This window comes from Micromonospora sp. NPDC051924, assembly GCF_055586005.1.
In genome coordinates this window covers 1-26,646 of record NZ_JBVJJA010000039.1, presented here as the reverse complement: position 1 = coordinate 26,646, position 26,646 = coordinate 1, and the positions used below count along the sequence as shown (strand labels likewise).

Genomic DNA, 26,646 nt, shown 5'->3' with positions numbered 1-26,646 from the left:
AGAGACTTCACAGTATGTTCCGCTTTATTCTGCGGCGACTGCTCCAGATGGTCCTCGCCTTCTTCGGGACCACCCTGATCGTCTACGCGCTGATGTTCGCCGGGCAGGGCGACCCCATCCAGGCGCTCGCGGGGGAACGTCCCGTCACCGCGGCCCAGCGGGCATACCTGACCGAGAAGTACCACCTGGACGCCACCGGCGTCGGCGGCTTCTTCTACCGCTACTTCGACTACCTCAAGAACCTGCTCCAGGGTGACCTGGGGCAGTCGCTGACCGGACGGCAGATCGGTGACATCCTCGCCACCGCCTGGCCGGTCACCGTGCAGCTCGCGCTGATCGCGATGGCCGTGGCCGTCGTCTTCGGGGTCACCGCCGGGGTCATCGCCGGCATCCGGCGGGCCGGCATCTTCGACAACTCGACGCTGGTGCTCACCCTGCTGGTGCTCGGCATCCCGACCATCGTGCTCGCCCCGCTGGCCCAGTACTTCCTCGGCGTGAAGTGGCAGCTCTTCCCGCCCACCGCCGGCGCCGAGCCGGACCTGTACGCGCTGCTGCTGCCCGGCATCGTGCTCGGCTCGCTCTCGCTGGCCACCGCGCTGCGGCTGACCCGTACCTCGGTGGCGGAGAACATGCGCGCCGACTATGTCCGCACCGCCCGGTCCAAGGGCCTGGTCAAGCGGCGGATCGTCAGCGTGCACGTGCTGCGCAACTCGCTCATCCCGGTGGTCACCTTCCTCGGCGTCGAGCTGGGCAACCTGATGAGCGGCGCGATCATCACCGAGGGCGTGTTCAACATCCCCGGTGTCGGCTTCAACCTGTTCCGCGGCATCCGCACCGAGGACGGCCCGCTGGTGGTGGGCATCGTCAGCGTGCTGGTCGTGGTCTACCTCGTCTCCAACCTGGTGGTGGACGTCCTGTACGCCGTACTCGACCCGAGGATCCGCTATGAGTGATTTCGAGACCGTGGCGGCCACGGAGAATCAGGCCGCGCGGCGGGGCGTCTCCGGCGAGCCGGGCGCCCCCAACCAGGTCGGCGCGCCGCAGAAGCCGCGCAGCCTGGCCGGCGACGCCTGGCGCGACCTGCGCCGCAACCCGATCTTCTGGGTCAGCCTGACCCTGGTCGTACTGGTCGCCGCGATGGCCGCCGCGCCGTCGCTGTTCACCGCGAACGACCCGCGCGACTGCGTGCTCTCCCGGCAGCACGCCGGGCCGTCCGGCGGGGCCATCTTCGGGTACGACTTCCAGGGCTGCGACACGTACGCCCGGGCGGTCTACGGGGCGCGCGCGTCGCTCCTGGTCGGCGCGCTCTCCGCGCTGTTCACCGGCGTGATCGCGCTGGTCGTCGGGATGCTCGCCGGCTACTTCGGCCGGTGGATCGACGCGGTGCTCTCCCGGGTGATCGACATCGTGCTCGGCATCCCGCTTCTGCTCGCCGCGATCGTGCTGCTCAAGCGGGTGAGCACCAGCAGCGACAACGTCCGCCTGATCGCGGTCATCTTCGTGCTGGCGGTGCTCGGCTGGACGACGGCGGCCCGGGTTGTCCGCTCCTCGGTGATCACCGCCAAGGAGCAGGACTACGTGGCCGCGGCCCGGATGCTCGGTGCCGGCAACGGCCGGATCATGTGGCGCCACATCCTGCCGAACGCGCTCGCCCCGGCGATCGTGGTGCTCACCATCGCGCTCGGCTCGTTCATCGCCGCCGAGGCCACGCTGAGCTTCCTCGGCATCGGTCTCAAGGCCCCGACCATCTCGTGGGGCATCGACATCGACGCCGGCCGGGTGCACATGCGCGAGTCCGCGACCCCGCTGGTCGTCCCCTCCGCCTTCCTGGCGCTGACCGTGCTCGCCTTCATCATGCTCGGCGACGCGATCCGCGACGCCTTCGACCCGAAGCTGCGGTGACCCTCATGACCCAGTCCGCGGTCCGGCCCACGCCGGCCTCCCCCACCCCGCCCGGTGGCCACCTGCTCGAGGTACGGGACCTGCACGTCGAGTTCCGCACCCGGGAGGGCGTGGCCAGGGTGATCAACGGGGTGTCGTACCACCTCGACCCGGGCGAGACCCTGGCCGTGCTCGGCGAGTCCGGCTCCGGCAAGTCGGTGACCGCCCAGGCGATCATGGGCATCCTGGACACTCCCCCGGCGCACATCCGCTCCGGCCAGATCCGCTACCGGGGCCGGGACCTGCTGACCCAGTCCGAGGAGCAGCGCCGGCAGGTGCGCGGCAAGGAGATCGCGATGATCTTCCAGGACGCGCTGTCGGCGTTGAACCCGGTCTTCCCGGTCGGCTGGCAGATCGGCGAGACGCTGCGCCAGCGCGAGGGGATGTCCCGCGCCGACGCCCGCAGGCGGGCCGCCGAACTGATGGACCTGGTGAAGATCCCGGGCGCGGCCAAGCGGCTCGGGGACTACCCGCACCAGTTCTCCGGCGGCATGCGGCAGCGCGTCATGATCGCGATGGCGCTCGCCCTGAACCCGAAGGTGCTGATCGCCGACGAGCCGACCACGGCGCTGGACGTCACCGTGCAGGCCCAGATCATGGACCTACTGGCCGACCTGCGCCGCGACCTCGACATGGCGATGATCCTGATCACCCACGACCTCGGCGTGGTCGCCGGCGTCGCGGACCGGATCGCCGTCATGTACGCCGGCCGGATCGTCGAGCACGCCGACGTGCGCTCGCTGTACCGGGCGCCGGCCCACCCGTACACGAAGGGGCTGCTGGAGTCCATCCCGCGGCTGGACGTGCGCGGGCAGGCGCTCTCGACGATCAAGGGGCTGCCGCCGAACCTGATGCGCATCCCTTCCGGCTGCCCGTTCCACCCCCGGTGCCCGTACGCGCAGCAGGTCTGCGTGGACGAGGTGCCGCACGACCTGGTCCTCGGCGACGGCCGGACCAGCGCGTGCCACTTCGCGCAGGAGGTCCGTGATGACAGCGCCCGCTAGCCCGACCAAGGTCCGCGGCGAGACGATCCTCGCCGTCGACAACCTGGTCAAGCACTTCCCGATCAGCCAGGGGGTGCTGTTCAAGAAGCAGACCGGCGCGGTGAAGGCCGTCGACGGGGTCAGCTTCGAGCTGCGCCGGGGCGAGACGCTCGGCGTGGTCGGCGAGTCGGGCTGCGGCAAGTCGACCCTGGCCCGGCTGCTCATGCGGCTGGAGACGCCGACCGCCGGCCGGGCCAGCCTGGAGGGCCGGGACCTGTTCAAGGCCTCCGGCTCGGAGCTGCGCCGGCTGCGCCGGAACATGCAGATGGTGATGCAGGACCCGTACACCTCGCTGAACCCGCGGATGACGGTCGGCGACATCATCGGCGAACCGTTCGACATCCACCCCGAGGCGGCGCCGAAGGGCAGCAAGCGGCGGCGGGTGCAGGAGCTGCTGGACGTGGTGGGGCTGAACCCGGAGCACATCAACCGGTACCCGCACCAGTTCTCCGGCGGCCAGCGGCAGCGCATCGGCATCGCCCGGGCGCTCGCCCTGCGGCCCGAGATCATCGTCTGCGACGAACCGGTGTCCGCCCTGGACGTCTCCATCCAGGCCCAGGTGATCAACCTGCTGGAACAGCTCCAGGACGAGTTCGGGCTGTCGTACATCTTCATCGCGCACGACCTGTCGGTGGTGCGGCACATCTCCGACCGGGTCGCGGTGATGTACCTCGGCAAGATCGTGGAGATCGGCACCGAGCAGGAGATCTACGAGCGGGCCACCCATCCGTACACCCAGGCGCTGCTCTCGGCGGTGCCGGTGCCCGACCCGGACGCCCGCGCGGACCGGAACATCATCCGGCTCACCGGCGACGTGCCGAGCCCGGCCGACCCGCCGTCGGGCTGCCGGTTCCGCACCCGGTGCTGGAAGGCGCAGGACGTCTGCGCCACCCAGGAGCCGCACACCGTGCTCCGCGCGGCCGACCCGCACCCCTCGGCGTGCCACTTCGCCGAGGTACGCCCGGCCGCCTGAGCCGACGGAGGCCCCGTCCCCCGGAGGAAGGGGGGACGGGGCCTCCGGTGTCGCCGGTCGCTCAGAGCTGGGCGAGGTCGAACGCCCAGATGCCGCGGCCGTGGGTCGCGACGTAGACCGAGTTGTCCGCCGCGTTGTACTCGACGTCCATGCCGACGGTCAGCGGCAGGCCGGCGCCGAGCCGCTGCCAGTCGGTGGCGCCGGGCGCGCGGTAGAAGGTGGCCAGGTCGGTGGCGAGCACCAGCGCGCGGTTGGACAGCTCCTTGATCGAGCTGGTCGGCACGTCCGGCAGGTTCGCCGAGACGTCCTTCCAGGTCGCGCCCGCGTCGGTCGTCTCGAAGACGTGGCCGTAGCCGGCTCCCGGACCCTCGGTGAACCGGCGGGAGAACCCGTTGACCGCGAGGAAGGCGTGCGCGCCGTCCGCCGGGTCGATCCCGACGCCCTGCACGAACCGGTTCGGGAAGTCACCCGGCAGCGCGATCTGGTGCCAGCTCGACGGGTCGGTGACCTTGCCGACCGCGACGCCCCGGGTGAACCCGGCGTTGTTGCACGGGCCGCACCAGCCGACGTACGCCATGCCGTTGGACACCGCCACCGAGGTGGCGGTGTGGCCGGCGCCCAGGTCGAACACGTTGGTCCAGCCCTTGCCGTCCTGGATGGCGTAGCCCTTGGTGTTCACCCAGACGTGCCGGCCACCGGCGACCCAGACGTTGGCGTCGTGGTCGTCCGGCGCGAACGGCGCGATGAACCGGGCCAGCTCGTCGCCCGGCGACGAGGTGTACGGCTGGATGTCCCGCGAGGTGGAGGTGTCCGCCGTGCCCGGGCCCGGGTTGGCGTTGCAGTTCTCGGTCACCCGCATGGCCAGGTTGGTGTACTCCTGGACCTGCCGGCAGCCGTTGGCCGGGTCGGCGAAGCCGTCGCCGCCGTCACCGCCGAAGTTGGAGCCCATCACGGTGTCCCCGGCGCGCAGGATCGACACGCCGTTGTCCTGCAGACCACCGCCGACGATGGTGCCGGCCTTCGCCGGGTCCTTGCCCAGCGACACCGAGTAGTACTGGAGGGCGTCGATGGTGCCGTCGTTCAGGCTCTGCCAGTCGGTGGCGTGCCCGTCCTTGTCGGTCCTGCCGTTGATCGGCCGGCGGTAGACACCACCGTCGTTGCCGACGTAGACGAAGCCGTTGCCGACCGCGACCGAGTGCTGGTCGGAGTGGGTGGTCTTGTTGCACTTGTTCTGCGAGTCGTAGATGTTCCAGCAGGAGAAGCCGAAGTTCCAGTACGGGCCCACGGTCTTCCAGTTGGCGCCGGCATCGGTCGACTCGTAGACCTCCTCCAGGCCGGCCCAGACGTGGTTCGGGTTGGCCGGGTCCACCGCCAGGAACTGGTTGTACCAGGCCTGGATGCCCGGGCCGTAGCCCTTGCCGATCACCGTCTGCTTGAGGGCCGAACCGGAGTTGCCCAGCTTCGAGGAGTCGGCGATCTTGCTCCACGGGCCGGCCGGGTTGCCGTTGTTGGAGACGTAGATGCCGTCCAGGTAGCTGTTCACGTTGCCGGCCGGCTTGTTCAGCAGGCTCGGCGACTGGTTGATCGCGTACAGCTTGCCGCCGTCGGCGGAGAAGGCGAACGTCACGTAGCCGATGTCGTCGGCCGGGATGGACCCGGTCGGGTTGACCTTGGCCCAGCCGCCGGCGGTGTAGTCGGCCGTCTCGTAGAAGCCGTTGTAGGTGTCACCGGAGCGCCAGGCCGAGGCGACCACCACGTGCTTCGGGTTGCGCGGGTCACCCGCCACGTCGTTGACGATGTTCTTGTACGCGGCGTTCGCGGTGCCCGCGTCCGCGCCACCCGGCAGGTAGGTCGGGTTCGGCGCGAACTCCAGCTTCCAGGCGCCGGTGGTGCTGGACATCGCGTGCGAGTACAGGCCCCGGTTGGTGGCGGCCCACACCTTGCCGCCGAAGAAGCGCAGCTTGTTGATGGTGCTGCTCTCCAGCTCGGTCCCGCCGACCCGGTCGGTCGCCTGGAACGTGCCGGTCCTCGGGTTGGCCAGCCGGTAGACGCCAGCGCCCACGTATGAGGTGGCGCCGGTGTTCGCCTCGCCGGTGGCGTACCAGAGCGAGCCGTCGGTGGCGAGCACGACGTCGCCGCTGGACAGGGTGGGCAGCGCGTCCGCGATCGGCGTCCAGCTCCCGCCGCCGGTCGAGGAACGCCACACGCCACCGTCCGCGCCGGCCGCGTACACGTAACCGTTGTTGTCCGCGGCCAGGCCCGTCATCCGACCGGTGACCAGGCCGGCGCCTCCGGAGGAGTTGGAGGCGTAGTCGCGGTAGCGCGGGTCGTCACCGTCATACTTGATCTTGGTGACCTCGCGCCAGGTGCCCTTGGTGGCGGCCATGCCGTTCAGCTGGCTCAGCGCGTTCGAGTACGCCCCCGGCGAGACGATGCCCGGGGCGTAGCGGGCCTGGGCGAACTGCTCGGCGATGGTGCGGGCCTCGAAGGCCTCCTCGCCGGCCTCCTCGGACGACTCGCCGGCCGCCATCTCCATGAACTCCCTGGGGTGCCAGGGCATGTTGGCGCCGGGCTCGTCGGCCAGACCGAGCTTCTCCTGCACCTCGTGGTTGGTGGCGACGACGCCACCGAGCGCGGCGGTGAGCACCAGCGCGCCCGCGATTGTCGCCGGCTTGCGCCAGCGGAACTTGGACATGTGAATCCTCCGGATTCAAGGGGTCCCCGGGCGGTCGGCCCGGGTGGGGAAACCATGGACGACGGATGGCGACCATGGCGCTTCGGTGATCGGACGGCGACCGTCCGCAGTCGACCCTCGGTCAGCGGGGCACCCGGGCGGACGGCAGGTCACACCCGACGGGTGGGGCGCGGGAGGGTCAGGCCAGTGCCGGCGGGGCCCGGCTGGGCAGGCTGCCGCGCGGCGGCAGCGGAACGGCCGGCTCCCGGTAGCGGGTCGGGGCGGCCACCGACTGCGGGGTGCCACCGACGCGCAGGGGCGCGGCCAGGAGGAGATCGTCCGGTCCGTCGCTGCTGACGACGCCGGCGCGGTGGTCACCACAGGGTCCGCCGGAGAATTCCGTCCACAGCTCCGACGGGGCGTCGGGGTGCGTGAGGCGCGCGCCGACGGCTCGGGGGTCGCCGGAGGGCGGGGCGGGACGGTCCGGCGTGGTGACCGGTGCGTCGACGGACCGTCCATCCGGAGGAAGAACGGACGGGCCGTCGTGGACGATCGACCGGTGCGCGGCGGTAACCACCGCGCCGGGCTCAAGGGTCTCGCCGCAGCAGGGCACCCCCAGGCCGGCCAGGACGAACGCCAGCGCGACGACGACGGCGGTCAACCGGTCGAGTACGCGCATGGGCCAACCTGTCGGGAGAGGGGGAGGCAGCTCGGGCGGGCGGCGCGGTGGCCGCGGGCGGGAGCGGGCGGCGGAGAGAACGGGGAGGGTCGATCGCTTGCTGCGGGACAACGCTAGCAACAACCTTCACAACCCGGCAACGGGAGTGCGGTCGTACTTTCGGCTGGTCAGCGCGCGACTCGTGACATCGCTCCGAACAGGAATGTCAACAAATGACACAGGGGCGCGGCCGGGTCGGCCCCGCCCCTGTTCCCGCCGTTGATCAGTGGAAGAAGTGTCGGGTGCCGGTGAGGTACATGGTCACGCCGGCCTCCTTGCAGGCCGCGATGGTCTCCTCGTCGCGGATCGAGCCGCCCGGCTGGACGATCGCCCGGACACCGGCCTCGATGAGGATCTTCGGTCCGTCGGCGAACGGGAAGAAGGCGTCCGAGGCGCAGACCGCGCCGCGGGCCCGGTCGGCGCCGGCCCGGTCGACCGCGAGCTGCGCCGAGTCCACCCGGTTGACCTGGCCCATGCCCACGCCGACCGTGGCGCCCTCCTTGGCCAGCAGGATCGCGTTGCTCTTCACCGCGCGTACCGCCCGCCAGGCGAACGCCAGGTCCCGCAGGGTCGCCTCGTCGGCCGCCTCGCCGGTGGCCAGCCGCCAGTGCGCCGGGTCGTCGCCCTCGGCGTCGATCGCGTCCCGCAGCTGCACCAGCACGCCGCCGGTGACCGGCCGCCACTCGGCCGGCAGCGGGGTGAACTCCGGGGCGCGCAGCAGCCGGATGTTCTTCTTGGCCTGGAGGATCTCCACCGCGCCCTCGTCGAAGCCGGGCGCCACCAGCACCTCGGTGAAGATCTCCGCGACCTGCCGGGCGAGCTCGACGCTCACCGGCCGGTTCACCGCGATCACACCGCCGTACGCCGACACCGGGTCGCAGGCGTGCGCCTTGCGGTGCGCCTCGGCCACGTCCGCCCCGACCGCGATGCCGCACGGGTTGGCGTGCTTGATGATCGCCACCGCCGGCTGCTCCGGGAAGTCGTTCGCGGCCCGCCAGGCGGCGTCCGCGTCGACGTAGTTGTTGTAGGACATCTCCTTGCCGTGCAGCTGCTCCGCCTGGGCCAGGCCGGCCGGACTGGCCGGGTCGCCGTAGAGCGCCGCCGCCTGGTGCGGGTTCTCGCCATAGCGCAGCACCGCCTGCCGGCACAGCGACAGACCGGCGAACTCCGGCCACCCGTCGGCGGCCGGCGCCACGGTCGTGGCGAACCAGTCGGCGACGGCCACGTCGTACTCGGCGATGTCGGCGAACGCGCGGGCGGCGAGCGCCCGGCGCTGGGCCAGCGTGAAGCCACCGTCGGCGAGCGCGGCCAGCAGCGCCGGGTACGCCGCCGGGTCGGTCACCACAGCGACCGAGGCGTGGTTCTTGGCCGCGGCCCGGACCATCGCCGGACCGCCGATGTCGATCTGCTCGACGCACTCGTCCTGGCTCGCGCCGGAGGCGACCGTGGCCTGGAACGGGTAGAGGTTGGAGATCAGCAGGTCGATGCCGGCGATGCCGTGCTCGTCGAGCTGGGCGGCGTGGGCGTCCTTGCGCAGATCGGCGAGAAGACCGCCGTGGATCTTCGGGTGCAGGGTCTTCACCCGGCCGTCGAGGATCTCCGGGAAGCCGGTCACCTGCTCGACCGGGGTCACCGGCACGCCCGCGCCCGAAATGGTCGACGCGGTGCTGCCGGTGGAGACGATCTCCACCCCGGCCTCCTGCAGGGCCCGGGCCAGCTCGACCAGGCCGGTCTTGTCGTAGACGCTGACCAGGGCCCGCCGGATCGGGCGGCGCGCGTCCTCAGTGGCACTCACGGAACGGTGACCTTTCTGCCGGTGATCGTCCAACCTTCACGGACCAGCCGACCGACCTGCTCGACGAGCTGGCGCCGCTCGGCCTCCTTGATGCGCTCGGTGAGCGTCTCCTCGTCGTCGCCGTCCAGCACCGGAACGGCGACCTGGGCGACGATCGGGCCGGTGTCCATCCCGGCGTCGACGAAGAACAGGGTGGCCCCGGTGACCTTCACGCCGTACGCGAGCGCGTCCCGGGGGCCGTGGATGCCGGGGAACGCCGGCAGCAGGGTGTTGTGCGTGTTGAGGTAGCGGTCGCCGAACGCGGCCAGGAAGTGCGGGCCGACCAGCTTGAGGAAACCCGCGCTGATGACCAGGTCCGGCTCGTGCTCGGCCACCCGGGCGGTGAGCGCCTTGTCCCAGTCCTCGCGGGTCGGGTGGTCCGTCAGCCGCTCGACGAAGGCGGGCACCCCGGCCGCGGCGGCCCGGTCCAAGCCGGCGATCCCGTTCCGGTCGGCGCCGACGGCGACCACCCGCGCCCCGTACCCGGGGTCGGCGGTGGCGTCCAGCAGCGCCTGGAGGTTGCTGCCGGAGCCGGAGACGAGGACGACGAGGACGACGAGGCGGGCGACGGACGCGGGCTCGGTCACGGCGCAACCCTATCGGGCCGGGAGGGACGTCCAGCGGTCGGGCGGCGGCGTTCGACCACTCCGGCTCGGCGTGTCCGGCGCCACGCCCCGACCCGGAGCAGTCGTCGCGGGTGATCTCCCCGGTGGCGCCGGCACGATACGCTGCCGTCGCCCGGTGTCCGGTTTCCCGGCCGGCCCGGGCGTCGACATCGTGACCTTGGTCCCGGGCCCGTGTGCCGCGGCGTCCCGGTGCTGGGCGGAATGATGAGCGGCAGCAACCGACCACCGACCGTCGACCCCCCAGTTTGAGGAGCACCCAGCAATGCAGCCCGGTTACCCCGGCCAGGACCCGTACGGCCAGCAACAGCCCAACCAGGACCCGACCTCCCCGCAGTACGACCCGTACGCCCAGCCGCCGCAGGCCCCCGGGTACGGGCAGCAGCCGACTTCCGGCCAGCCGTACGGGCAGGACCCGTACGCCCAGCCGCCGCAGGCCCCCCAGTACGGGCAGCAGCCGACCTCCGGCCAGCCGTACGGCCAGCAGCCGACCTCGGGCCAGCCCTACGGGCAGCCGACCTCGGGGCAGCCGTACGGCCAGCAGCCGACCTCGGGGCAGCCGTACGGCCAGCAGCCGTACCAGGACCCGTACGGCCAGCAGCCGTACGGCGCCACGCCGCAGTACCCGGCCGCCGGCTACCCGCAGGCGCAGGGGCAGAACAACACCCTCGGCCTGATCGGCATGATCTCCGGCATCGCGTCCATCGTGTTCGCCCTCTGCTGCACCCCGCTGGGCATCATCGGCGGCATCGCCGGCGTGATCCTCGGCATCCTCGGCCAGAAGAAGGTGCAGGCCGGTGAGGCGACCAACGGCGGCCAGGCCAAGGCCGCGCTGATCTGCGGCGGCGTCGGCATCGTGCTCTCCATCATCAGCGCCGTCGCGGGCGCCGCGATCAACCTGAACAACCTCGGTTCCTGACCAGAACCCCGAAAGGGGCGTCCGGCCACCGGCCGGCCGCCCCTTTCCCCGTCTCCGACCCCGCCCTGCCGGGTTGATCAAGAAGTTCGCGTCCGGATCCGACGGCCTCCCGACGCAAACCCCTTGATCAACGCCCGTTGGGTGGCCCGGTGGGCTGCTTTGATCAGTGGGTCTCGGCGGCCGGGCGGGAAGTGCGGGGAGGGCGGGACGGGCGGGGCGGAGGAAGCGGGCGGGTGGGGGTGGCGCGGGCGAGCATCCGGGTGGCGGCCGCGCCGAGCAGGGCGCCGACGGCGACGACCAGGGTGGCCACCCCGGCCACCTGCCACGGCACCGGGCCGATCTCGGCGAGCCGCCCGCCACCGAGCGGGCCGCCGGACCCGGCCGCGGCCACGCCGAGCAGCACGCCGGCCACCGGGCCGGCGAGCGCCGCCGGGACGAGCAGCGCCGGCCAGCCGACCAGCGCCCGTTCCTCGGCCGCGATCCGCAGCAGCCGCCGGGCCAGCAGCCAGCCCGCGGCCATCCCGGCCAGCACCGGCACCGCGAGCAGCGCCGCACCGAGCCCGTCCACCGGGCCGCGCGGCAGCCCGGCGAGCAGCGGTACGGCGGGGAGCGCGCCCACCGACACCTCACTGGTCCGGACGGCCGTGTCGGTGCCGACGGCGAACCCGGGGCCGAGCAGGTAACTGGCCGACCAGACGGTGGCGTTCGGCGCGTACGCGAGGCTGACCAGGGTGATGCCGGCCTGACCGGCGACCCCGGTCCGGTACGCGCCGATCATGTCGGCGGCGTCCCCGCCGCCGGTCGCCACGGCCAGCCCGGCCGCCCCCGCACCGGCGCCGAACAACAGCAGGCCGGCGACCAGGCCGGTACGCAGCCCGTCCCGCAGCGGCGGCGCGGACCGCCGGGCCAGCAGCCCCGACACGCCGGTCGTCCGCACCGCGCCGACCAGGGCGGAGAGCGCGCCGACCACGGCGAAGGTGACCCCGGCCCGGACCGGGGAGACGCGCAGGCCGCCGGCGCTGACCGTGATCGCGGCGAGGACGCCGAGCAGCGCGTACCCGAGGCCGACGGCGACCCCGACGGTGAGCGCCTGCCGGGGGGACCGACCGCCGCGGGCGCCGATCGCCCGGGTGACGTGCACTCCGGCCCGGGTGAGCCGCCAGACGGCGAGCGCGGTCAGGGCCAGCGGGGCCAGGCCGAGCGACCCGGCGGAGGTTTCCAGCGGCACGCCGTGGCCGAGCAGCCAACCGGCGAGGCCGGCGCGCAGCGCGCCCGGCAGCGAGCCGGCGTCCTCGCTGAGCTGCGCCAGGCCGAGCACCACGGTGACCGGCAGCCAGGAGGTCAGGGCCGCCCAGCCGGCCGCCACCCCGGCGGCGACGGGCAGCGGGGCCCGACCGCGCGGGCCCTCCCCCGATCGGGGCGCGGGCACCCGGGGACCCGCTCCGGCACGGCCGGTGGGCCGGGCATCGGCGGCGACCCCGGCGGCGGTCCGGTGGGGCTGGTCGGGGGTGACGGGTGACATCGCGTTCTACTCTGGCACGTTGCGCCCGTGGCGGCAGTCCGATACCGCCTCCGGGCCTCGGCGAGTTCCCTGATCCACCGGCTCGGCGGCCCTGATCCGGTTTAGCCTCGGCGCAGGACGCGACCTTTCCTGTCGCGGCACCGATCGCTCGGAGGAAGCCGTGAACGCTCCGTATCCGCCGCCGACACCGCCACCGGCCGCGGGCCGCGACCGGACCACCCTGTGGGGCGTCCTGGGGATCATCCTCGGCCTGCTCTGCTGCGGCATCCTGGGCATCGTCTTCGGCTACCTGTCGATCCGGGACGCCCGGCGCTTCGGGAAGTCCCCGCTGCTCGGCTGGCTGGCCATCGCGTTCGGCGTCATCAACATCATCGCCAGCGCGGTCATCCGGGCGCGGGGCAACTACTACTACCCGTACTGGTACCGCTGACAGGAACGAGGGGGTCGACCGGATCCGGTCGACCCCCTCGGCACGTCGTACGACCGCTCAGCGGTTGGACATGATCTCCCGCATGAGCTTGGCGGTCTCGGTCGGGGTCTTGCCGACCTTGACGCCGACCGCCTCCAGCGCCGCCTTCTTGGCGTCGGCGGTGCCCGCCGAGCCGGAGATGATCGCGCCGGCGTGACCCATGGTCTTGCCGGGCGGGGCGGTGAAGCCGGCGATGTAGCCGACCACTGGCTTGGTCACGTTGGCCTTGATGAACTCGGCCGCCCGCTCCTCGGCGTCGCCGCCGATCTCACCGATCATCACGATGGCGTCGGTCTCCGGGTCGGCCTCGAACGCGGCCAGCGCGTCGATGTGGGTGGTCCCGATGATCGGGTCGCCGCCGATGCCGACGCAGGTCGAGAAGCCGATGTCCCGCAGCTCGTACATCATCTGGTAGGTCAGCGTGCCGCTCTTGCTGACCAGGCCGATCCGGCCGCTGCCGGTGATGTCGGCCGGGATGATGCCGGCATTGGAGGCGCCCGGCGAGGCGATGCCCGGGCAGTTCGGGCCGATGATCCGGGTGCGCTCACCCTTGGCCACGTTGTACGCCCAGAACGCGGCGGTGTCGTGCACCGGCACGCCCTCGGTGATCACCACGGCCAGCTCGATGCCGGCGTCGATCGCCTCGACCACCGCGGCCTTGGTGAACTGCGGCGGCACGAAGATGACCGTGACGTCCGCCCCGGTCTCCTTCATCGCGTCCGCGACGCTGGCGAAGACCGGCAGCTCGGTGCCGTCGAAGTCGACCGTCTGGCCCGCCTTGCGCGGGTTGACGCCGCCGACCACGTTGGTGCCGGCGGCGAGCATCCGCCGGGTGTGCTTGGAACCCTCGGAACCGGTCATCCCCTGCACGATGACCTTGGAGTCCTTGGTCAGCCAGATAGCCATTTGTCAGACCCCCGCAGCTGCCAGCTCGGCGGCCCGCTCGGCCGCGCCGTCCATGGTGTCGACCCGCTGGATCAGCGGGTTGTTCGCGCCGTCGAGGATCGCCCGACCGGCCTCGGCGTTGTTGCCGTCGAGGCGGACGACGAGCGGCTTGGTGGCCTTCTCGCCCCGCTGCTCGAGCAGCGCCAGCGCCTGCACGATGCCGTTGGCAACCGCGTCGCAGGCGGTGATGCCGCCGAAGACGTTGACGAAGACGCTCTTCACCGACGGGTCGGAGAGCACGATCTCCAGGCCGTTCGCCATCACCTCGGCGCTCGCGCCACCGCCGATGTCCAGGAAGTTGGCCGGCTTGACGCCGCCGTGCCGCTCACCGGCGTACGCGACCACGTCGAGGGTGGACATGACCAGGCCCGCGCCGTTGCCGATGATGCCGACCTCGCCGTCGAGCTTGACGTAGTTGAGGTCCTTCTCCTTGGCGGCCTGCTCCAGCGGGTCCACCGACGCCTGGTCGACCAGGGCCTCGTGGTCCGGGTGCCGGAACGCGGCGTTCTCGTCCAGGGTGACCTTGGCGTCCAGCAGCAGCAGCTTGCCGTCCTTGGTCGTGGCCAGCGGGTTCACCTCGACCAGCGTGGCGTCCTCGGCGACGAACGCCTGCCACAGCTTGACCGCGACCTCGACCACCTGGTCGGCGACCTCGGCCGGGAAGCCGGCCGCGCTCACGATCTCGCGCGCCTTCGCCTCGTCGACGCCGGTGTTGGCGTCGATCGGGGCCTTGACGACCTTCTCGGGGGTGTCGGCGGCGACCTGCTCGATGTCCATGCCGCCGGCCACGCTGGCGATGCAGAGGAAGGTGCGGTTCGCCCGGTCGAGCAGGTACGAGAAGTAGTACTCCTCGGCCACGTCCGCGGTCACGGTGATCATGACCTTGTGGACCGTGTGACCCTTGATGTCCATGCCGAGGATGTCGGTGGCGCGGGCCACCGTCTCCTCCGCGCCCTCGGCCAGCTTCACGCCGCCGGCCTTGCCGCGGCCGCCGACCTTCACCTGCGCCTTGACGACCACCCGGCCGCCGAGGCGCTCGGCGATCGCGCGGGCCTCCTCCGGGGTAGTGGCGACGCCGCCGGCGAGCACGGGCAAGCCGTGCCGCTCGAACAGGTCCCGCCCCTGGTACTCGTACAGGTCCACGATTGCGCGTCCCGTCCCGTCTCCGCGGCGCGCCCTCGCGCCGCCACCAGCGTTGGAAAATCAGTTTGACGCCCGTCATCGGATGAGACAGGCCATTTGCCGCAGCCTAACGAGATGGGAACCAGCGGCAACCGAGCGGGTGCGGGGTGTGCGGTAATGCACAACCGCCGGCGGCTCCGGCTCAGCCGACCCGGCAGCGGCCGCCCGCGTATCCGACGACCGCCCGCATGATCTCCTCCTCGGACCGGTCGGCGTAGTTCACCGTCGCGGTGAAGCCGGTGCCGAAGAAGGCCTGCTGCAGACCCGAGTCGAGCGCGGTGAAGGCGCCCAGTCCGGAGCCGGCCCGCGGGTCGCGCGGCTTCACGCAGACCATCTTCTCCAGCGCCCAGCGCCGCAGGTAGATGTGGTCGATCGCCGTCCAGGGCAGCCAGATCGCCTGCCCCCGGGTGGGCCGGGTCTTGATCCAGAGCCCGTCCGGCCCGACCGCGAGCACCGGACCGCCGGAGGTGATCAACCAGAGCTGGAGACCCACCGGCAGCACGAACAGCAGCATGACCACCGGGATGACGAACAGCACCGCCAGGTCACCGTCCCCGGCGGAGGCCGCCGCCCCGATCGGGCAGGCCATCACCACGCCGACGAAGAGGATCAGCAACCCGAAGGTCAGGGCCCGCTTGCGCAGGCTCGGCCGGACCACGAACGGCAGATCCTCCGGGATCCGCCTGGCCGTCACGGCCGTGGGCGCCGGTCCACCGGCGTACGCCGGTCCACCGGGATACCCCGGCTGCGGCGGCCAGCCCGGCCCGGCCGGCGGCTGGCCCGGCCAGCCGGCGTGCTGGGACGGCTGCCCCGGCCAACCGGGCGGCTGCGACTGCGCCGGCCAACCCGGACCGGGCTGCTGGCCCGGCCAGCCCGGGCCAGGCTGCGGCGGCTGACCCTGGCCCGGCGAGCCCGCGCCGGGGTGCTGGGGCGGCTGGCCCGGCCAGCTCTGCCCCGGCTGCCCCGGCACGCCGGGCTGCTGGGGCGAGGCCGGCCAGCCGGCAACCGGCGGCTGCTGAGGCGAGGTCGGCCAACCGGGAGCCGGCGGCTGCTGGGACGCCGGCGACCAAGCCGGGCCGGTCTGCTGGGCCGGCCAGCCGGCACCGCCCTGCTGCGGCGGGGTCGGCCGACCCGGCTGCGGCTGCGCCCCGCCGCCGGCCGGCGGACTCCCCTCGGCCGGGTTCGGAGACGGGTACGACGGCTGGGTCACGGCGGGCTCCCGGCGGGATCGTCGAACGCGGACGCGGTACGGGCAGCCACACCATACGACCCGCGCCCCGTGCCCAGCGGTCCCTCGACGCCGCGGTCTCGGGCATGAGGAGGCGACAACTTCCCGGAAACTGCGGTCTCCACGAGCCGGGAGACGCCAACTTCGCGGAAGTTGCTGCCTCGCGGCGGCCGTGACACCGGGCCGGCGGGCGGCACCGGGCCGGGCGGGTTCAGCCGTACGGGGGATGTTGAGACAGGGGCGTAACCCCCTCGTGGGGGCGTCGTTGAGTCTGATGTCGGAGCGCTGAACGGCGCGACGACGAAACGGCCGATGCCCTGTCGGTCGAGGGGTGGCGGCGGGGCATCGTGCATAGAGGGGCCGGGCGTGTGAGGGGTGCGTCCGGCCCCTCCCCCTGTCCGGGTGCCGGCGTCGCGGCCCGCGCGGGTCAGCCGACCGGCTGGGCGATGTTCTCCCGGACCCACTCCACGATCGCCTGAGTGGTCGCGCCCGGGGTGAAGATCTTCGCGACGCCGAGCCGCTCCAGCTCGGGGATGTCGGCGTCCGGGATGATGCCACCGCCGAAGACCACCACGTCGGCGGCGTCGCGCTCGGCGAGCAGCTCCATCACCCGCTTGAAGAGGGTCATGTGCGCGCCGGAGAGAACGGAGAGGCCGACGGCGTCGGCGTCCTCCTGGATCGCGGTCTCCACGATCTGCTCCGGCGTCTGGTGCAGGCCGGTGTAGATGACCTCCATGCCGGCGTCCCGCAGGGCGCGCGCGACCACCTTCGCGCCCCGGTCGTGGCCGTCCAGGCCGGGCTTCGCGACGACGACCCGGATACGAGAGCTCATCAGCGCACACCTTTCACCGGCTAGGGCACTCCTGACCTGAACGAACGGTAACCCGGCCGACCCGGGGCCGGAAACCCGGGCTGCACCCCTGCCCCGGTGTCCCACGACACGCCCACCCGACACGCGCCCGACGGCGACCGTGCCCGGCCGGGTTCGGGCGACGTCTCGTCCGGCGACCCGCCTTGATCGACTCGGCTCGGCGCAACCCGGGGTATCCGGCGCAGGCGACACCGCGACATGCCGCAGACGGAGTGAATCAACAAGGCGGCCCGCCGTGCGGTGATCCACTAGCGTCGGACGCGTCGCATCGGAAGCCGGACACCTCCGCCGAACGGTCACTGTCCGCGACGAACGGGCAGTCACCGGGCCAGCCGACCGGCGGCACGAGCTATGACAAGAGCGGACGGAAACGGACAGAAAGAAACGCCAATTCGGCGCTTCGGCTTGTGACAGGAGTGGCGGTTGGCTAACGTGTCCACGGTTGTCATCAGGTCCACGGACGGGTGATGACGCGGCCACCGGACGTTCGACGGAGCTTCACCGAACGGTTCGAGGTCGCATCTGATCCCCGACAACGGAGGGTGTGCGTGCGCCAGCGCCTGTCGTCTGAGCCCGATAGATATCGCGGCCGCCGCCGCGTACCCACCCCCCCGCGGAGCCGCTACGCCGCGGTCGTGACCACCGCCTTCGTGGGAGCCGGCCTCGTCGCCCTCGGCGCGAACGCCCTCCCGGACGCCAAGAGCCCCAGCCCGTCGGTCCTCGACGAGCTCAAGCAGGCCTCGATCGCCAGCCAGGACGTGGCGGCCCGTGGGGACGCCGCCGACCGCGCCACCCGCGACAGCCGTGCCGACAAGTCCTCGACCGCGCAGGACGTCTGGCGCCTGCCGCTGCTGGGCTACGACTTCAACTCGCCCTACGGCATGCGCTGGGGCAAGCTGCACACCGGCATCGACCTGGTCGCCCCGGAGGGCACCCCGTACGTGGCGATCCACGACGGCACGGTCACCAAGGCCGGCTGGTTCGGCGGCTACGGCTACGCCGTGATCGTCCAGCACCCGGACGGCAGCGAGGCCATCTACGGCCACTCCTCGGCGGTCACCGTCAAGGAGGGCCAGCAGGTCAAGGCGGGCGACCAGCTCGGCCTGGTCGGCAACACCGGCCACTCGTACGGCTCCCACCTGCACCTGGAGATCCATGTCAACGGGCAGCCGCTGGACCCGGTGCCGTTCCTGGCGGACCATGGAGTGGACATCAAGCTGCAAGTCGAGGCAATCTACGGCGAAGTAGCCGCGTCCTGACGCTGCGTATTGCCTTTTTGCCGCCCGGATCAGTCGATCCGGGCGGTTTTCGTTTCGGCAAAGTCTGCCGGGTCACAGTCAGAAGTGTGAACGGCGGCACACCCGTACATGATCCTTTTCCTGCGCAAAAGCCGCGACCCGGCATGAAGCCGGTCAGCGGCGGCTGTCGACCATCGCGGCGTCCTGGTGCCAATACCCGCCGCGCCCCGGGCTGACACCAGTATTTCGAGGTCACGTGCCCCTCGACTGGTGAAGGTCCCCGTGCAGGAAGACAGCTCCATCCGAAACGAGAACACCCGGAACGCCCCCGCCCGCCACCGGCGCAAGCGCCCGGTCCGGCGCACCACATACCTCGTCATCGGCGCGGCCGCCCTGGTCGGCCTCGGCCTCGGCGGCGTCTCCGTCGCCACCGCCGGCCACGACACCCCGACCCCGGCCGCCGTGGACTTCGACGCCCAGGCCCGCGCCGAGGCCGCCGCCCGCGCCGACCGCTCGGTCCGCGAGTCGACCGCGCCGGTCACCCCGTCCGCCACCCCGGTCAGCCCGTCGCCGAGCCCGACCACGGCCAGCCCGAAGCCGACGAAGACCGCCGCGCCGAAGCCGACGAAGACCAGCCGGCCCAAGCCCACCTGGGTGATCCCGATGAAGGGCGCGGAGATCACCTCCTGCTACGGCCAGCGGTGGGGCACCCTGCACGCCGGCATCGACTTCGCCATGCCCGCCGGCACCCCGATCCACGCCGCCGCGGCGGGCACCGTGGTGAAGGCCGGTGACGCCGGCGACGGCTACGGCAACTCGGTCTTCATCGACCACCACAACGGCTACCTGACCCACTACGCGCACCAGAGCCGCCTCATCGTCAGCGTCGGCGACAAGGTGGGCGCCGGCCAGATCATCGGCTACGAGGGCGCCACCGGCGACGCCACCGGCCCGCACCTGCACTTCGAGGTGCACAAGGGCGAGATGTGGAACCAGATCGACCCGGCGCCGTTCCTGCGCGCCCGGGGCATCGACGTGGCCTGCTGACGGCCACGGCACGAGGAGAGGCCCGGTCCGGCACTTCGCCGGGCCGGGCCTCATCGTCGCTCAGAGCTTGTCGATCGGGGCGTGCCGGAGCACCAGCCACATCGTCTGGTCGCCGAAGTCGATCTGCGCCCGGGCCCCCGGGCCGTGCCCCTCGACGGCCAGCACCCGCCCCAGGCCGTAGCGCTGGTGGTTGACCCGGTCCCCCACCGATACCTTCGGCGTCTGCTTCAGCTCGCTCGCCGTGGCCAGCCGGCTGCCGTCCACCCCGAGCCGCTTGGCGAGCTGGGCCGCCTTCGGCGTACCCCCGGTGAAGCCGCCACGCCCGCCGGGCGCGCGGTCCGCGCGGCCGCCGACGCCGCCGCCCCCGCCGGCCCACGAGGTGTACGACCCTTCGGTGCGCTCCCAGCGGACCAGCTCGGGCGGCAACTCCTCCAGGAAGCGCGACGGCGGGTTGTACGCCGGCTGCCCCCAGGCCGACCGGGTGACCGCCCGGGACAGGTAGAGCCGCTGCCGGGCCCGGGTGATGCCCACGTACGCCAGCCGGCGCTCCTCCTCCAGCTCGCGGGTGTCGCCGAGCGAGCGCAGGTGCGGGAAGACCCCGTCCTCCAGGCCGGTCAGGAAGACCACCGGGAACTCCAAGCCCTTCGCCGTGTGCAGCGTCATGAGGGTGACCACGCCCTGGTGCTCCGGGTCGTCGGAGGGCACCTGGTCGGCGTCGGCGACCAGGGCCACCTGCTCCAGGAAGCCGGCGACGGTGGCCCGCTCGCCCTCGGCGCCCAGCGCCTCGATCCGCTCGGTGTACTCCCGGGCGACGCTGACCAGTTCCTGGAGGTTGTCCACCCGGCCGGCGTCCTGCGGGTCCAGGCTCTCCTCCAGCTCGGTGAGGTAGCCCGAACGGGTCAGCAGCGCCTCCAGCACGTCCTCCGGGGTGCCGGTCTCGGCCAGCTCGCGTGCGGAGTCCAGCAGCGCGACGAAGTCGGCGATGCCGTTGGCCGCCCTGGTGGAGATCCCCGGCGCGTCCTTGGCCCGGCGCAGCGCCGCGCCGAAGGAGATCCGGTCCCGGCTGGACAGCGCCTCCACGCACGCCTCGGCCCGGTCGCCGATGCCGCGACGGGGGGTGTTGAGGACCCGGCGCAGGCTGACCGTGTCGTCGTCGTTGACCACCGCGCGCAGGTAGGCCAGCGCGTCCCGGACCTCCTTGCGCTCGTAGAAGCGCACCCCGCCGACCACCTTGTACGGCAGGCCGACCCGGATGAACACCTCCTCGAAGACCCGGGACTGGGCGTTGGTGCGGTAGAAGACCGCCACGTCGCCGGGACGGGTGCCGCCCGCGTCGACCAGCCGGTCGATCTCCCGGGCCGCCCAGTCCGCCTCGGCGTGCTCGGTGTCGGCCACGTACCCGACGATCTGCTCGCCGGCACCGGCGTCGCTCCACAGCCGCTTGGGCTTGCGGGAGGAGTTCCGGTCGATCACCGCGTTGGCCGCGTTGAGGATGGTCTGGGTGGAGCGGTAGTTCTGCTCCAGCAGGATCGTCCGGGCGTCGGTGAAGTCGCGCTCGAACTCCAGGATGTTGCGGATGGTCGCGCCGCGGAACGCGTAGATCGACTGGTCGGCGTCACCCACCACGCAGAGCTCGGCCGGCGGGATCCCCTCGGTGCCGGAGACCAGCTCCTTGATCAGCACGTACTGGGCGTGGTTGGTGTCCTGGTACTCGTCGACCAGGACGTGCCGGAACCGGCGCCGGTAGCTCTCCGCCACGTGCGGGTGCGACTGGAGCAGGTGCACCGTGGTCATGATCAGGTCGTCGAAGTCCAGCGCGTGCGCCTCGCGCAGCCGCCGCTGGTAGAGCGTGTAGGCCTCCGACAGGGCCCGCTCGTTGGGCCCCTTGGCCCGGGTGGCGAACTCCTCCGGGTCGACCAGCTCGTTCTTGAGGTTGGAGACCTGGGCGGCGAGGCCGCGCGCCGGGTAACGCTTCGGGTCGAGGTCCAGCTCGCGGGCGACGAGCTGCATCAGCCGGCGGGAGTCGTCCGCGTCGTAGATCGAGAAGGTGGACTTCAGACCGGCGTGCTCGTGCTCGGCGCGCAGGATCCGGACGCAGGCCGAGTGGAAGGTCGACACCCACATCAGCCGGGCGCGCGGACCGACCAGGGCGGCCACCCGCTCCTTCATCTCACCGGCGGCCTTGTTGGTGAAGGTGATCGCGATGATCTCGCCCGGGTGCACGTCCCGCGCGGCGAGCAGATAGGCGATCCGGTTGGTCAGCACCCGGGTCTTGCCGGAGCCGGCGCCGGCGACGATCAGCAGCGGGGACCCGGCATGGGTGACCGCGTCCCGCTGGGGGCCGTTCAGCCCGTCGAGAAGGGCCTGCGGGCCCGGCCGGCTGGCCGACGGCGTCAGGCCGTGGCGCGGCGAGCCGGAGTCGTCGCGGGGCCCGGACCGGTGTGGCGGGCGCTCCGGCGCGGGCGGGGACGCGGGGATGTCGAAGAGAGGATGCATCGCACGGCGAGTCTATGCCGCCGGCCGGACATCTCCGGTGCGCGCGGGGCCGCGAGCCGACGAAGGCGTCCCGTCCCACAGGTTGGCGGTTTCCTTGCGCCGGCCGCCCGCGGGTCGGCATACTCGACGGCGTGTTCGATCAGCGCTTCTACTTTTACTACGGCACCGGGAGTCCGGCAGCCGTAGGTCGCGCCTGATCACAAGACCTGCGAAAAGCCCCGGGCTCCTGGAGCCCGGGGCTTTTTCGTCCCGGGATCCGGGCACCGGGCCCGAGACCCCGAGGGGTACGACGATGATGACTGACGTGGTGGAGTCCAGCGGCGGCCTGGCGCGGCACGACCGGCCGAACGGCGCGAACCCGACCGGGGCCGCGGCGGCCCGCACCGGCACCGACGACTCGGCGGCCGCGGAGCGGATCGTGGAGATCCGGGAGCGGATCGACGAGATCGACCGCACCATCATCGCGCTCTGGCAGGAGCGCGCCGCCCTGTCCCAGGAGGTCGGGGCCACCCGGATGGCCTCCGGCGGCACCCGCCTCGTGCTCAGCCGGGAGCGGGAGATCCTGGAGCGGTTCCGCGAGGCGCTCGGCGCAGACGGCACCCAGCTGGCGCTGCTGCTGCTGCGCGCCGGCCGCGGCCCGCTGTGAGCGGCCCGGACGGCGGCTCCGGGTCGTGGCGCGGCGGTAGACGCGCCGAGCTGGAGTCGCCGCAGACGACGAACCGCCTGCCGGCGTCGTGCTGACGCCGGCAGGCGGTTCGGGGACGGATCAGGCCGCCTCGTGGGTGGGGACGATCTCCCGCGGCTTCGCGAAGTGGCAGGCGCTCGGGTGGTCCGAGCCATGCCGGATCTGAAGCAGCGGCACCTCCTGGGCGCAGACGTCCTGCGCCTTCCAGCACCGGGTGCGGAACCGGCAGCCCGAGGGCGGGCTGACCGGGGAGGGGACGTCACCGGTGAGCCGGATGATCGCCTTGTTGTCCCGCAGCGTCGGGTCCGGCACCGGCACCGCCGAGAGCAGCGCCTGGGTGTACGGGTGGGTCGGCCGCTCGTAGATCTCGTCCTCGGTGCCGACCTCCACCATCTTGCCCAGGTACATCACCGCGACCCGGTCGGAGAGGTGGCGCACGACCGACAGGTCGTGGGCGATGAAGACGTACGACAGGCCGAACTCCGCCTGGAGCTTCTCCAGCAGGTTCATCACCTGCGCCTGGATGGACACGTCCAGGGCGGACACCGGCTCGTCGCAGACGATGACCTCGGGCCGCAGGGCGAGCGCCCGGGCGATGCCGATGCGCTGCCGCTGACCGCCGGAGAACTGGTGCGGGTACCGGTTGATGTGCTCCGGGTTGAGGCCGACCAGGTCGAGCAGCTCCTTGACCTTGCCGCGCCGGCTGCCCCGCGGGGCCACCTCGGGGTGGATCTCGAACGGCTCGCCGATCAGGTCACCGACCGTCATCCGCGGGTTCAGCGAGGTGTACGGGTCCTGCATCACCAGCTGGATCTGCCGGCGCAGGCGCCGCAGCGCGCCGCCGGAGAGCTTGGAGATGTCCTGGCCCTTGTAGAGCACCTGGCCGGCGGTGGGCCGCTCCAGGTTCATCAGGACCCGGGCCAGCGTCGACTTGCCGCAGCCGGACTCGCCCACCACGCCCAGCGTCTCGCCGGTCTTCAGCTCGAAGGAGACGCCGTCGACCGCCTTGACATGACCGATGGTCTTCTTGAACACGACACCCCGGGTCACGGGGTAGTGCTTGACCAGGTCACGAACCTCGATGATGTTCTCAGTCACGGTTCACGAGCTCCTCGGCGAAGTGGCAGGCGCTGGCCCGGGCGCGGCCGACCTGCAGCAGCGGGGGCAGCTTCTCCCGGCACACCGGCTGCGCCATGGGGCAGCGCGGGTTGAACGGGCAGCCCGGCGGGATGTTCATCAGGTTCGGCGGCAGGCCCTTGATGGTGCGGAGCTCCTGCCCCTTCTCGTCCATCCGCGGGATCGAGTTGAGCAGGCCGAGGGTGTACGGGTGCGCCGGCTTGGCGTACAGGTCGTACACGTCGGCTTCCTCGACGATCCGGCCGGCGTACATGACCGCGATCCGGTCCGCGACGTCGGCGACCACGCCGAGGTCGTGGGTGATCAGGATCATGCCCATCTGCCGCTCCCGCTGGAGCTCGCCGAGCAGGTCCATGATCTGGGCCTGCACGGTCACGTCCAGCGCGGTGGTCGGCTCGTCCGCGATCAGCACCTCGGGGTCGAGGGCCAGCGACATCGCGATCATCGCCCGCTGCCGCATACCGCCGGAGAACTGGTGCGGGTAGTTGCTGTACCGACCCTTGGCGTTGGGGATCTTCACCTGGTCGAGCATCTCGACCGCGCGCTTCTTGGCGTCCGCGCGGCTCATGCCCCGGCGGATGCGGAACTGCTCGGCGATCTGGAAGCCGACGGTGAAAACCGGGTTGAGGGCGGAGAGCGAGTCCTGGAAGATCATCGCAATGCCTTCACCCCGGATCCGGCGCCGCTGCTCGGCGGACATCTTGAGCATGTCCTTGCCGTGGAAGCGGACCTGCCCACCGGTGACGAAGCCGGGCGGGCTATCCAGGATGCCCATGATGGTCTGCGCCGTGACGCTCTTGCCGGAGCCGGACTCGCCGAGCACGGCGAGGGTCTCCCCCGCGTCGACGTGGTACGTCACCCCGTTGATGACCTTGGCGACGCCGTCCCGGGTACGGAACTCCACCCGAAGGTCGTCGACCTCGAGCAGGCGGCCCGAGGGGCGGCCGGATCCGTCGGCGCCCGGGGCGGACTGCTCGGACACGAGAATGTCGGACAACTCAGTTCCCCTATCGGAGCTTCGGGTCGAGGGCCTCGCGGACCGCCTCGCCGAGCATGACGAAGCTCAGCACGGCGGCGACGAGGAACGCGGAGGGGAAGAACAGCAGGAACGGCGAGACCCGGATGTAGTTCTGCGCCTCGCTGATCATGATGCCCCAGGACACGACGGGGGTCTTCAGGCCGATGCCCAGGAAGGAGAGCGTGGCCTCGGCGCCGATGAACGAGCCGACCATGATCGTGCCGTAGACCAGCAGCGGAGCCAGGCAGTTCGGCAGCAGGTGCTTGAGGATGATCCGGCCGGTGCCGGCACCCAGTGCCCGGGCCGCGACGATGTAGTCGGCCTCCTTGGTGGCCAGCACCGAGGAGCGCATCAGCCGCATGGTCACCGGCCAGCTCAGCACGGTGAGCGACATGATGACCAGGCCCATGATCTGCCACTCGCTGTTGTCCGTGCCCGCGCCGTTGAACGTGGTCAGGATGACGATCGAGCCGAGCACGAACGGCAGGCCGAAGAAGATGTCCGCGATCCGGGAGAGCAGCGCGTCCACCCAGCCACCACGGTAGCCGGCGATGATGCCCATCGCGCCACCGATCAGCAGGGTGCCGAGGGTGGAGAGCACAGCCACCAAGATCGAGGCGCGGGCGCCGTAGATGACCCGGGCGTAGACGTCCCGGCCCTGCACGTCGTAGCCGAACCAGGCGTGCGCCGACGGCTCGACCCGGCTGCGCGACAACGCGCCGTTGACCGCGTCGCCGGAGGTGAACAGCGACGGGAAGGCCGCCATCAGGAGGAACACCAGGATGAACGCGGCCGAGATCCAGAACAGCGGCTTGCGGCGCAGGTCGAGCCAGGCATCCCCGAGCAGGCCACGCGGCTTGTGCTGCTTCTGCGCGCTCTCCGGCAGACCGGCGTTGGTGGGCGCGCCGGAACCGGCCTCGGTCGGCATGGTCGCGGGCGGCGTCGAGACGATCGACGCGGCGGTCGGGTCACTCATAGCGGATCCTCGGGTCCAGGGCGGCGTAGAGCAGGTCCACCAGCAGGTTCATCACCAGGTAGACCAGCACCAGCACCACCACGATGCCGACAACGGTAGCGCTCTGCTTCGTGACGATCGCTCGGAGCACCTGGCGGCCGATGCCGTTGATGCCGAAGATGCCCTCGGTGACGATGGCGCCACCCATCAGGGCGCCGAGGTCGGTGCCGAGCAGGGTGACGACCGGGATCAGCGAGTTGCGCAGCAGGTGCACGCCGACCACCCGGCGCATCGGGAGGCCCTTGGCGATGGCGGTGCGGACATAGTCGGCGCGGCGGTTCTCCGCGATGCTGGTCCGCGCCACCCGGGCGATGTACGCCATCGAGGCGCTGCCCAGCACGAAGCCGGGGAGGAGCAGCTCGGTCATCGGCATGTCGTTCGAGACCGTCGGGCGGACGAGGCCCCACTTGACGCCGACCAGCCACTGGAGCACGAAGCCGATGACGAAGACCGGCAGCGCGATCAGGAAGAGGGTGGAGATCAGGACCAGGTTGTCCAGGAAGCCGTTTCGCCGGAGACCGGTCAGCACGCCCGCGCCGAGACCGATGATGGCCTCGATGCTGAGCGCGACGACCGCCAGCTTCAGGGTGTTGGGGTACGACGTCATGATGATGTCGCTGATCTCGCGACCGCTGAACGTGCTGCCAAAGTCACCCTGGAAAAGGTTCTTCATGTAGGTGGCGTACTGCACCCAGATCGAGTCGTTCAGGTGGTACTTCTCGGTCATCACTGCCACGTAGTTGTCCGGGCAGGGCCGATCTCCGCACTTGCCGGCGAAGGGGTCGCCGGGTACCGACCAGACGAGCCAGTAGATCAGGAACGTCGTGCCGATGAAGACCGGCACGAGTTGCAGCAGCCGTCTCAAGAGATAACGGCCCATGGGGTGGTCCTCCAGACAGGGGGCGCGTCGGACGGCCGACACGGATGGTGACAAACGTGCGAGGGGTTTGTTGTACACCCCCTCGCGGAACGGCCCCGGGGGGGGGGGGGGGGGGGGGGGGGGGGGGGGGGGGGGGGGGGGGGGGGGGGGGGGGGGGGGGGGGGGGGGGGGGGGGGGGGGGGGGGGGG

Annotated in this window: 23 protein-coding genes; 9 read left to right on the top strand and 14 right to left on the bottom strand. The window is 71.8% G+C overall.

Annotation, left to right across the window (positions count from 1 at the left end; translation table 11 throughout):
- The first annotated feature begins 14 nt into the window (after positions 1 to 14).
- The 4 genes from ACZ6S5_RS26365 to ACZ6S5_RS26350 are packed head-to-tail and all read left to right on the top strand — an operon-like array spanning position 15 to position 3,957.
- On the top strand, positions 15 to 953 hold the full coding sequence (locus tag ACZ6S5_RS26365; RefSeq protein WP_466004628.1) for an ABC transporter permease: 939 nt from the start codon (positions 15 to 17) through the stop codon (positions 951 to 953).
- Positions 946 to 1,902: an ABC transporter permease gene (locus tag ACZ6S5_RS26360; RefSeq protein ID WP_466004627.1), complete on the top strand. Its 957-nt coding sequence runs from the start codon at positions 946 to 948 to the stop codon at positions 1,900 to 1,902. Before ACZ6S5_RS26365 ends, ACZ6S5_RS26360 begins: the two co-directional genes overlap by 8 nt.
- 5 nt (positions 1,903 to 1,907) lie before the next feature.
- Entirely contained in the window at positions 1,908 to 2,945 is a 1,038-nt protein-coding gene (locus tag ACZ6S5_RS26355) for an ABC transporter ATP-binding protein (RefSeq protein ID WP_466004625.1), read from the top strand.
- A complete protein-coding gene (locus ACZ6S5_RS26350) occupies positions 2,929 to 3,957 on the top strand; it encodes an ABC transporter ATP-binding protein (RefSeq protein ID WP_466004624.1) in 1,029 nt (342 codons plus the stop codon). Before ACZ6S5_RS26355 ends, ACZ6S5_RS26350 begins: the two co-directional genes overlap by 17 nt.
- Before the next feature lie 61 nt (positions 3,958 to 4,018).
- Here the strand turns inward: ACZ6S5_RS26350 and ACZ6S5_RS26345 are convergent, their stop codons facing one another.
- From ACZ6S5_RS26345 to purN, 4 genes are all read right to left on the bottom strand, one after another.
- Positions 4,019 to 6,652, bottom strand: coding sequence for a glycosyl hydrolase (locus ACZ6S5_RS26345; protein ID WP_466004622.1), 2,634 nt, complete (start codon positions 6,650 to 6,652; stop codon positions 4,019 to 4,021).
- Positions 6,653 to 6,830: 178 nt separating this feature from the next.
- Positions 6,831 to 7,310, bottom strand: coding sequence for a hypothetical protein (locus ACZ6S5_RS26340; RefSeq protein WP_466004620.1), 480 nt, complete (start codon positions 7,308 to 7,310; stop codon positions 6,831 to 6,833).
- A gap of 262 nt (positions 7,311 to 7,572) precedes the next feature.
- Positions 7,573 to 9,144: a bifunctional phosphoribosylaminoimidazolecarboxamide formyltransferase/IMP cyclohydrolase gene (gene purH / locus ACZ6S5_RS26335; RefSeq protein ID WP_466004619.1), complete on the bottom strand. Its 1,572-nt coding sequence runs from the start codon at positions 9,142 to 9,144 to the stop codon at positions 7,573 to 7,575.
- Entirely contained in the window at positions 9,141 to 9,770 is a 630-nt protein-coding gene (gene purN / locus ACZ6S5_RS26330) for a phosphoribosylglycinamide formyltransferase (RefSeq protein ID WP_466004617.1), read from the bottom strand. The genes purH and purN overlap by 4 nt, the downstream gene beginning before the upstream one ends.
- A gap of 301 nt (positions 9,771 to 10,071) precedes the next feature.
- Between purN and ACZ6S5_RS26325 the strand changes: the two genes are divergently transcribed.
- A complete protein-coding gene (locus ACZ6S5_RS26325) occupies positions 10,072 to 10,725 on the top strand; it encodes a DUF4190 domain-containing protein (protein ID WP_466004615.1) in 654 nt (217 codons plus the stop codon).
- 163 nt (positions 10,726 to 10,888) lie between these two features.
- Here ACZ6S5_RS26325 and ACZ6S5_RS26320 read toward each other — a convergent pair whose 3' ends face one another.
- The gene (locus tag ACZ6S5_RS26320) at positions 10,889 to 12,247 is read right to left on the bottom strand and encodes a cell division protein PerM (protein WP_466004614.1); all 1,359 of its coding nucleotides are present in this window, start codon (positions 12,245 to 12,247) and stop codon (positions 10,889 to 10,891) included.
- A 160-nt stretch (positions 12,248 to 12,407) separates the two neighbouring features.
- Here ACZ6S5_RS26320 and ACZ6S5_RS26315 point away from each other — a divergent pair, with 160 nt between their 5' ends.
- Positions 12,408 to 12,677 carry a DUF4190 domain-containing protein gene (locus ACZ6S5_RS26315; protein ID WP_466004612.1) on the top strand — a complete coding sequence of 90 codons (270 nt, stop codon included), beginning with the start codon at positions 12,408 to 12,410 and terminating at the stop codon, positions 12,675 to 12,677.
- 57 nt (positions 12,678 to 12,734) lie between these two features.
- Here ACZ6S5_RS26315 and sucD read toward each other — a convergent pair whose 3' ends face one another.
- From sucD to ACZ6S5_RS26295, 4 genes are all read right to left on the bottom strand, one after another.
- Positions 12,735 to 13,622, bottom strand: a complete 888-nt coding sequence (sucD, locus tag ACZ6S5_RS26310; RefSeq protein WP_466004610.1) for a succinate--CoA ligase subunit alpha — start codon at positions 13,620 to 13,622, stop codon at positions 12,735 to 12,737.
- A gap of 3 nt (positions 13,623 to 13,625) precedes the next feature.
- On the bottom strand, positions 13,626 to 14,804 hold the full coding sequence (sucC, locus tag ACZ6S5_RS26305) for an ADP-forming succinate--CoA ligase subunit beta (protein WP_189195509.1): 1,179 nt from the start codon (positions 14,802 to 14,804) through the stop codon (positions 13,626 to 13,628).
- 181 nt (positions 14,805 to 14,985) lie between these two features.
- On the bottom strand, positions 14,986 to 15,501 hold the full coding sequence (locus ACZ6S5_RS26300) for a hypothetical protein (RefSeq protein ID WP_466004608.1): 516 nt from the start codon (positions 15,499 to 15,501) through the stop codon (positions 14,986 to 14,988).
- A gap of 997 nt (positions 15,502 to 16,498) precedes the next feature.
- Positions 16,499 to 16,903 (bottom strand): cobalamin B12-binding domain-containing protein, encoded by a 405-nt coding sequence (locus ACZ6S5_RS26295; protein ID WP_123243328.1) that lies wholly within the window; start codon positions 16,901 to 16,903, stop codon positions 16,499 to 16,501.
- Between the two features lie 587 nt (positions 16,904 to 17,490).
- Here ACZ6S5_RS26295 and ACZ6S5_RS26290 point away from each other — a divergent pair.
- Together ACZ6S5_RS26290 and ACZ6S5_RS26285 are read left to right on the top strand one after the other, a co-directional pair.
- Positions 17,491 to 18,201, top strand: coding sequence for a M23 family metallopeptidase (locus ACZ6S5_RS26290; protein WP_466004607.1), 711 nt, complete (start codon positions 17,491 to 17,493; stop codon positions 18,199 to 18,201).
- 249 nt (positions 18,202 to 18,450) lie between these two features.
- Positions 18,451 to 19,227: a M23 family metallopeptidase gene (locus tag ACZ6S5_RS26285; protein ID WP_466004605.1), complete on the top strand. Its 777-nt coding sequence runs from the start codon at positions 18,451 to 18,453 to the stop codon at positions 19,225 to 19,227.
- 60 nt (positions 19,228 to 19,287) lie between these two features.
- Here ACZ6S5_RS26285 and pcrA read toward each other — a convergent pair whose 3' ends face one another.
- Positions 19,288 to 21,723, bottom strand: coding sequence for a DNA helicase PcrA (gene pcrA, locus ACZ6S5_RS26280; protein WP_466004604.1), 2,436 nt, complete (start codon positions 21,721 to 21,723; stop codon positions 19,288 to 19,290).
- Positions 21,724 to 22,015: 292 nt separating this feature from the next.
- On the opposite strand from pcrA, the gene ACZ6S5_RS26275 reads away from it, so the two are divergent.
- Positions 22,016 to 22,369, top strand: coding sequence for a chorismate mutase (locus tag ACZ6S5_RS26275; RefSeq protein WP_466004603.1), 354 nt, complete (start codon positions 22,016 to 22,018; stop codon positions 22,367 to 22,369).
- A gap of 120 nt (positions 22,370 to 22,489) precedes the next feature.
- On the opposite strand, the gene ACZ6S5_RS26270 is transcribed toward ACZ6S5_RS26275, so the two are convergent.
- Genes ACZ6S5_RS26270 through ACZ6S5_RS26255 form a run of 4 tightly spaced genes read right to left on the bottom strand, consistent with a single transcriptional unit; the run spans position 22,490 to position 26,458 of the window.
- Complete coding sequence (locus ACZ6S5_RS26270; protein ID WP_466004601.1) at positions 22,490 to 23,506, bottom strand: ABC transporter ATP-binding protein; 1,017 nt, start codon at positions 23,504 to 23,506, stop codon at positions 22,490 to 22,492.
- The gene (locus tag ACZ6S5_RS26265) at positions 23,499 to 24,527 is read right to left on the bottom strand and encodes an ABC transporter ATP-binding protein (protein WP_466004709.1); all 1,029 of its coding nucleotides are present in this window, start codon (positions 24,525 to 24,527) and stop codon (positions 23,499 to 23,501) included. The genes ACZ6S5_RS26270 and ACZ6S5_RS26265 overlap by 8 nt, the downstream gene beginning before the upstream one ends.
- 25 nt (positions 24,528 to 24,552) lie before the next feature.
- Positions 24,553 to 25,539: an ABC transporter permease gene (locus ACZ6S5_RS26260; RefSeq protein ID WP_466004600.1), complete on the bottom strand. Its 987-nt coding sequence runs from the start codon at positions 25,537 to 25,539 to the stop codon at positions 24,553 to 24,555.
- Positions 25,532 to 26,458 (bottom strand): ABC transporter permease, encoded by a 927-nt coding sequence (locus ACZ6S5_RS26255; RefSeq protein WP_466004599.1) that lies wholly within the window; start codon positions 26,456 to 26,458, stop codon positions 25,532 to 25,534. The genes ACZ6S5_RS26260 and ACZ6S5_RS26255 overlap by 8 nt, the downstream gene beginning before the upstream one ends.
- Positions 26,459 to 26,646: the final 188 nt, after the last annotated feature.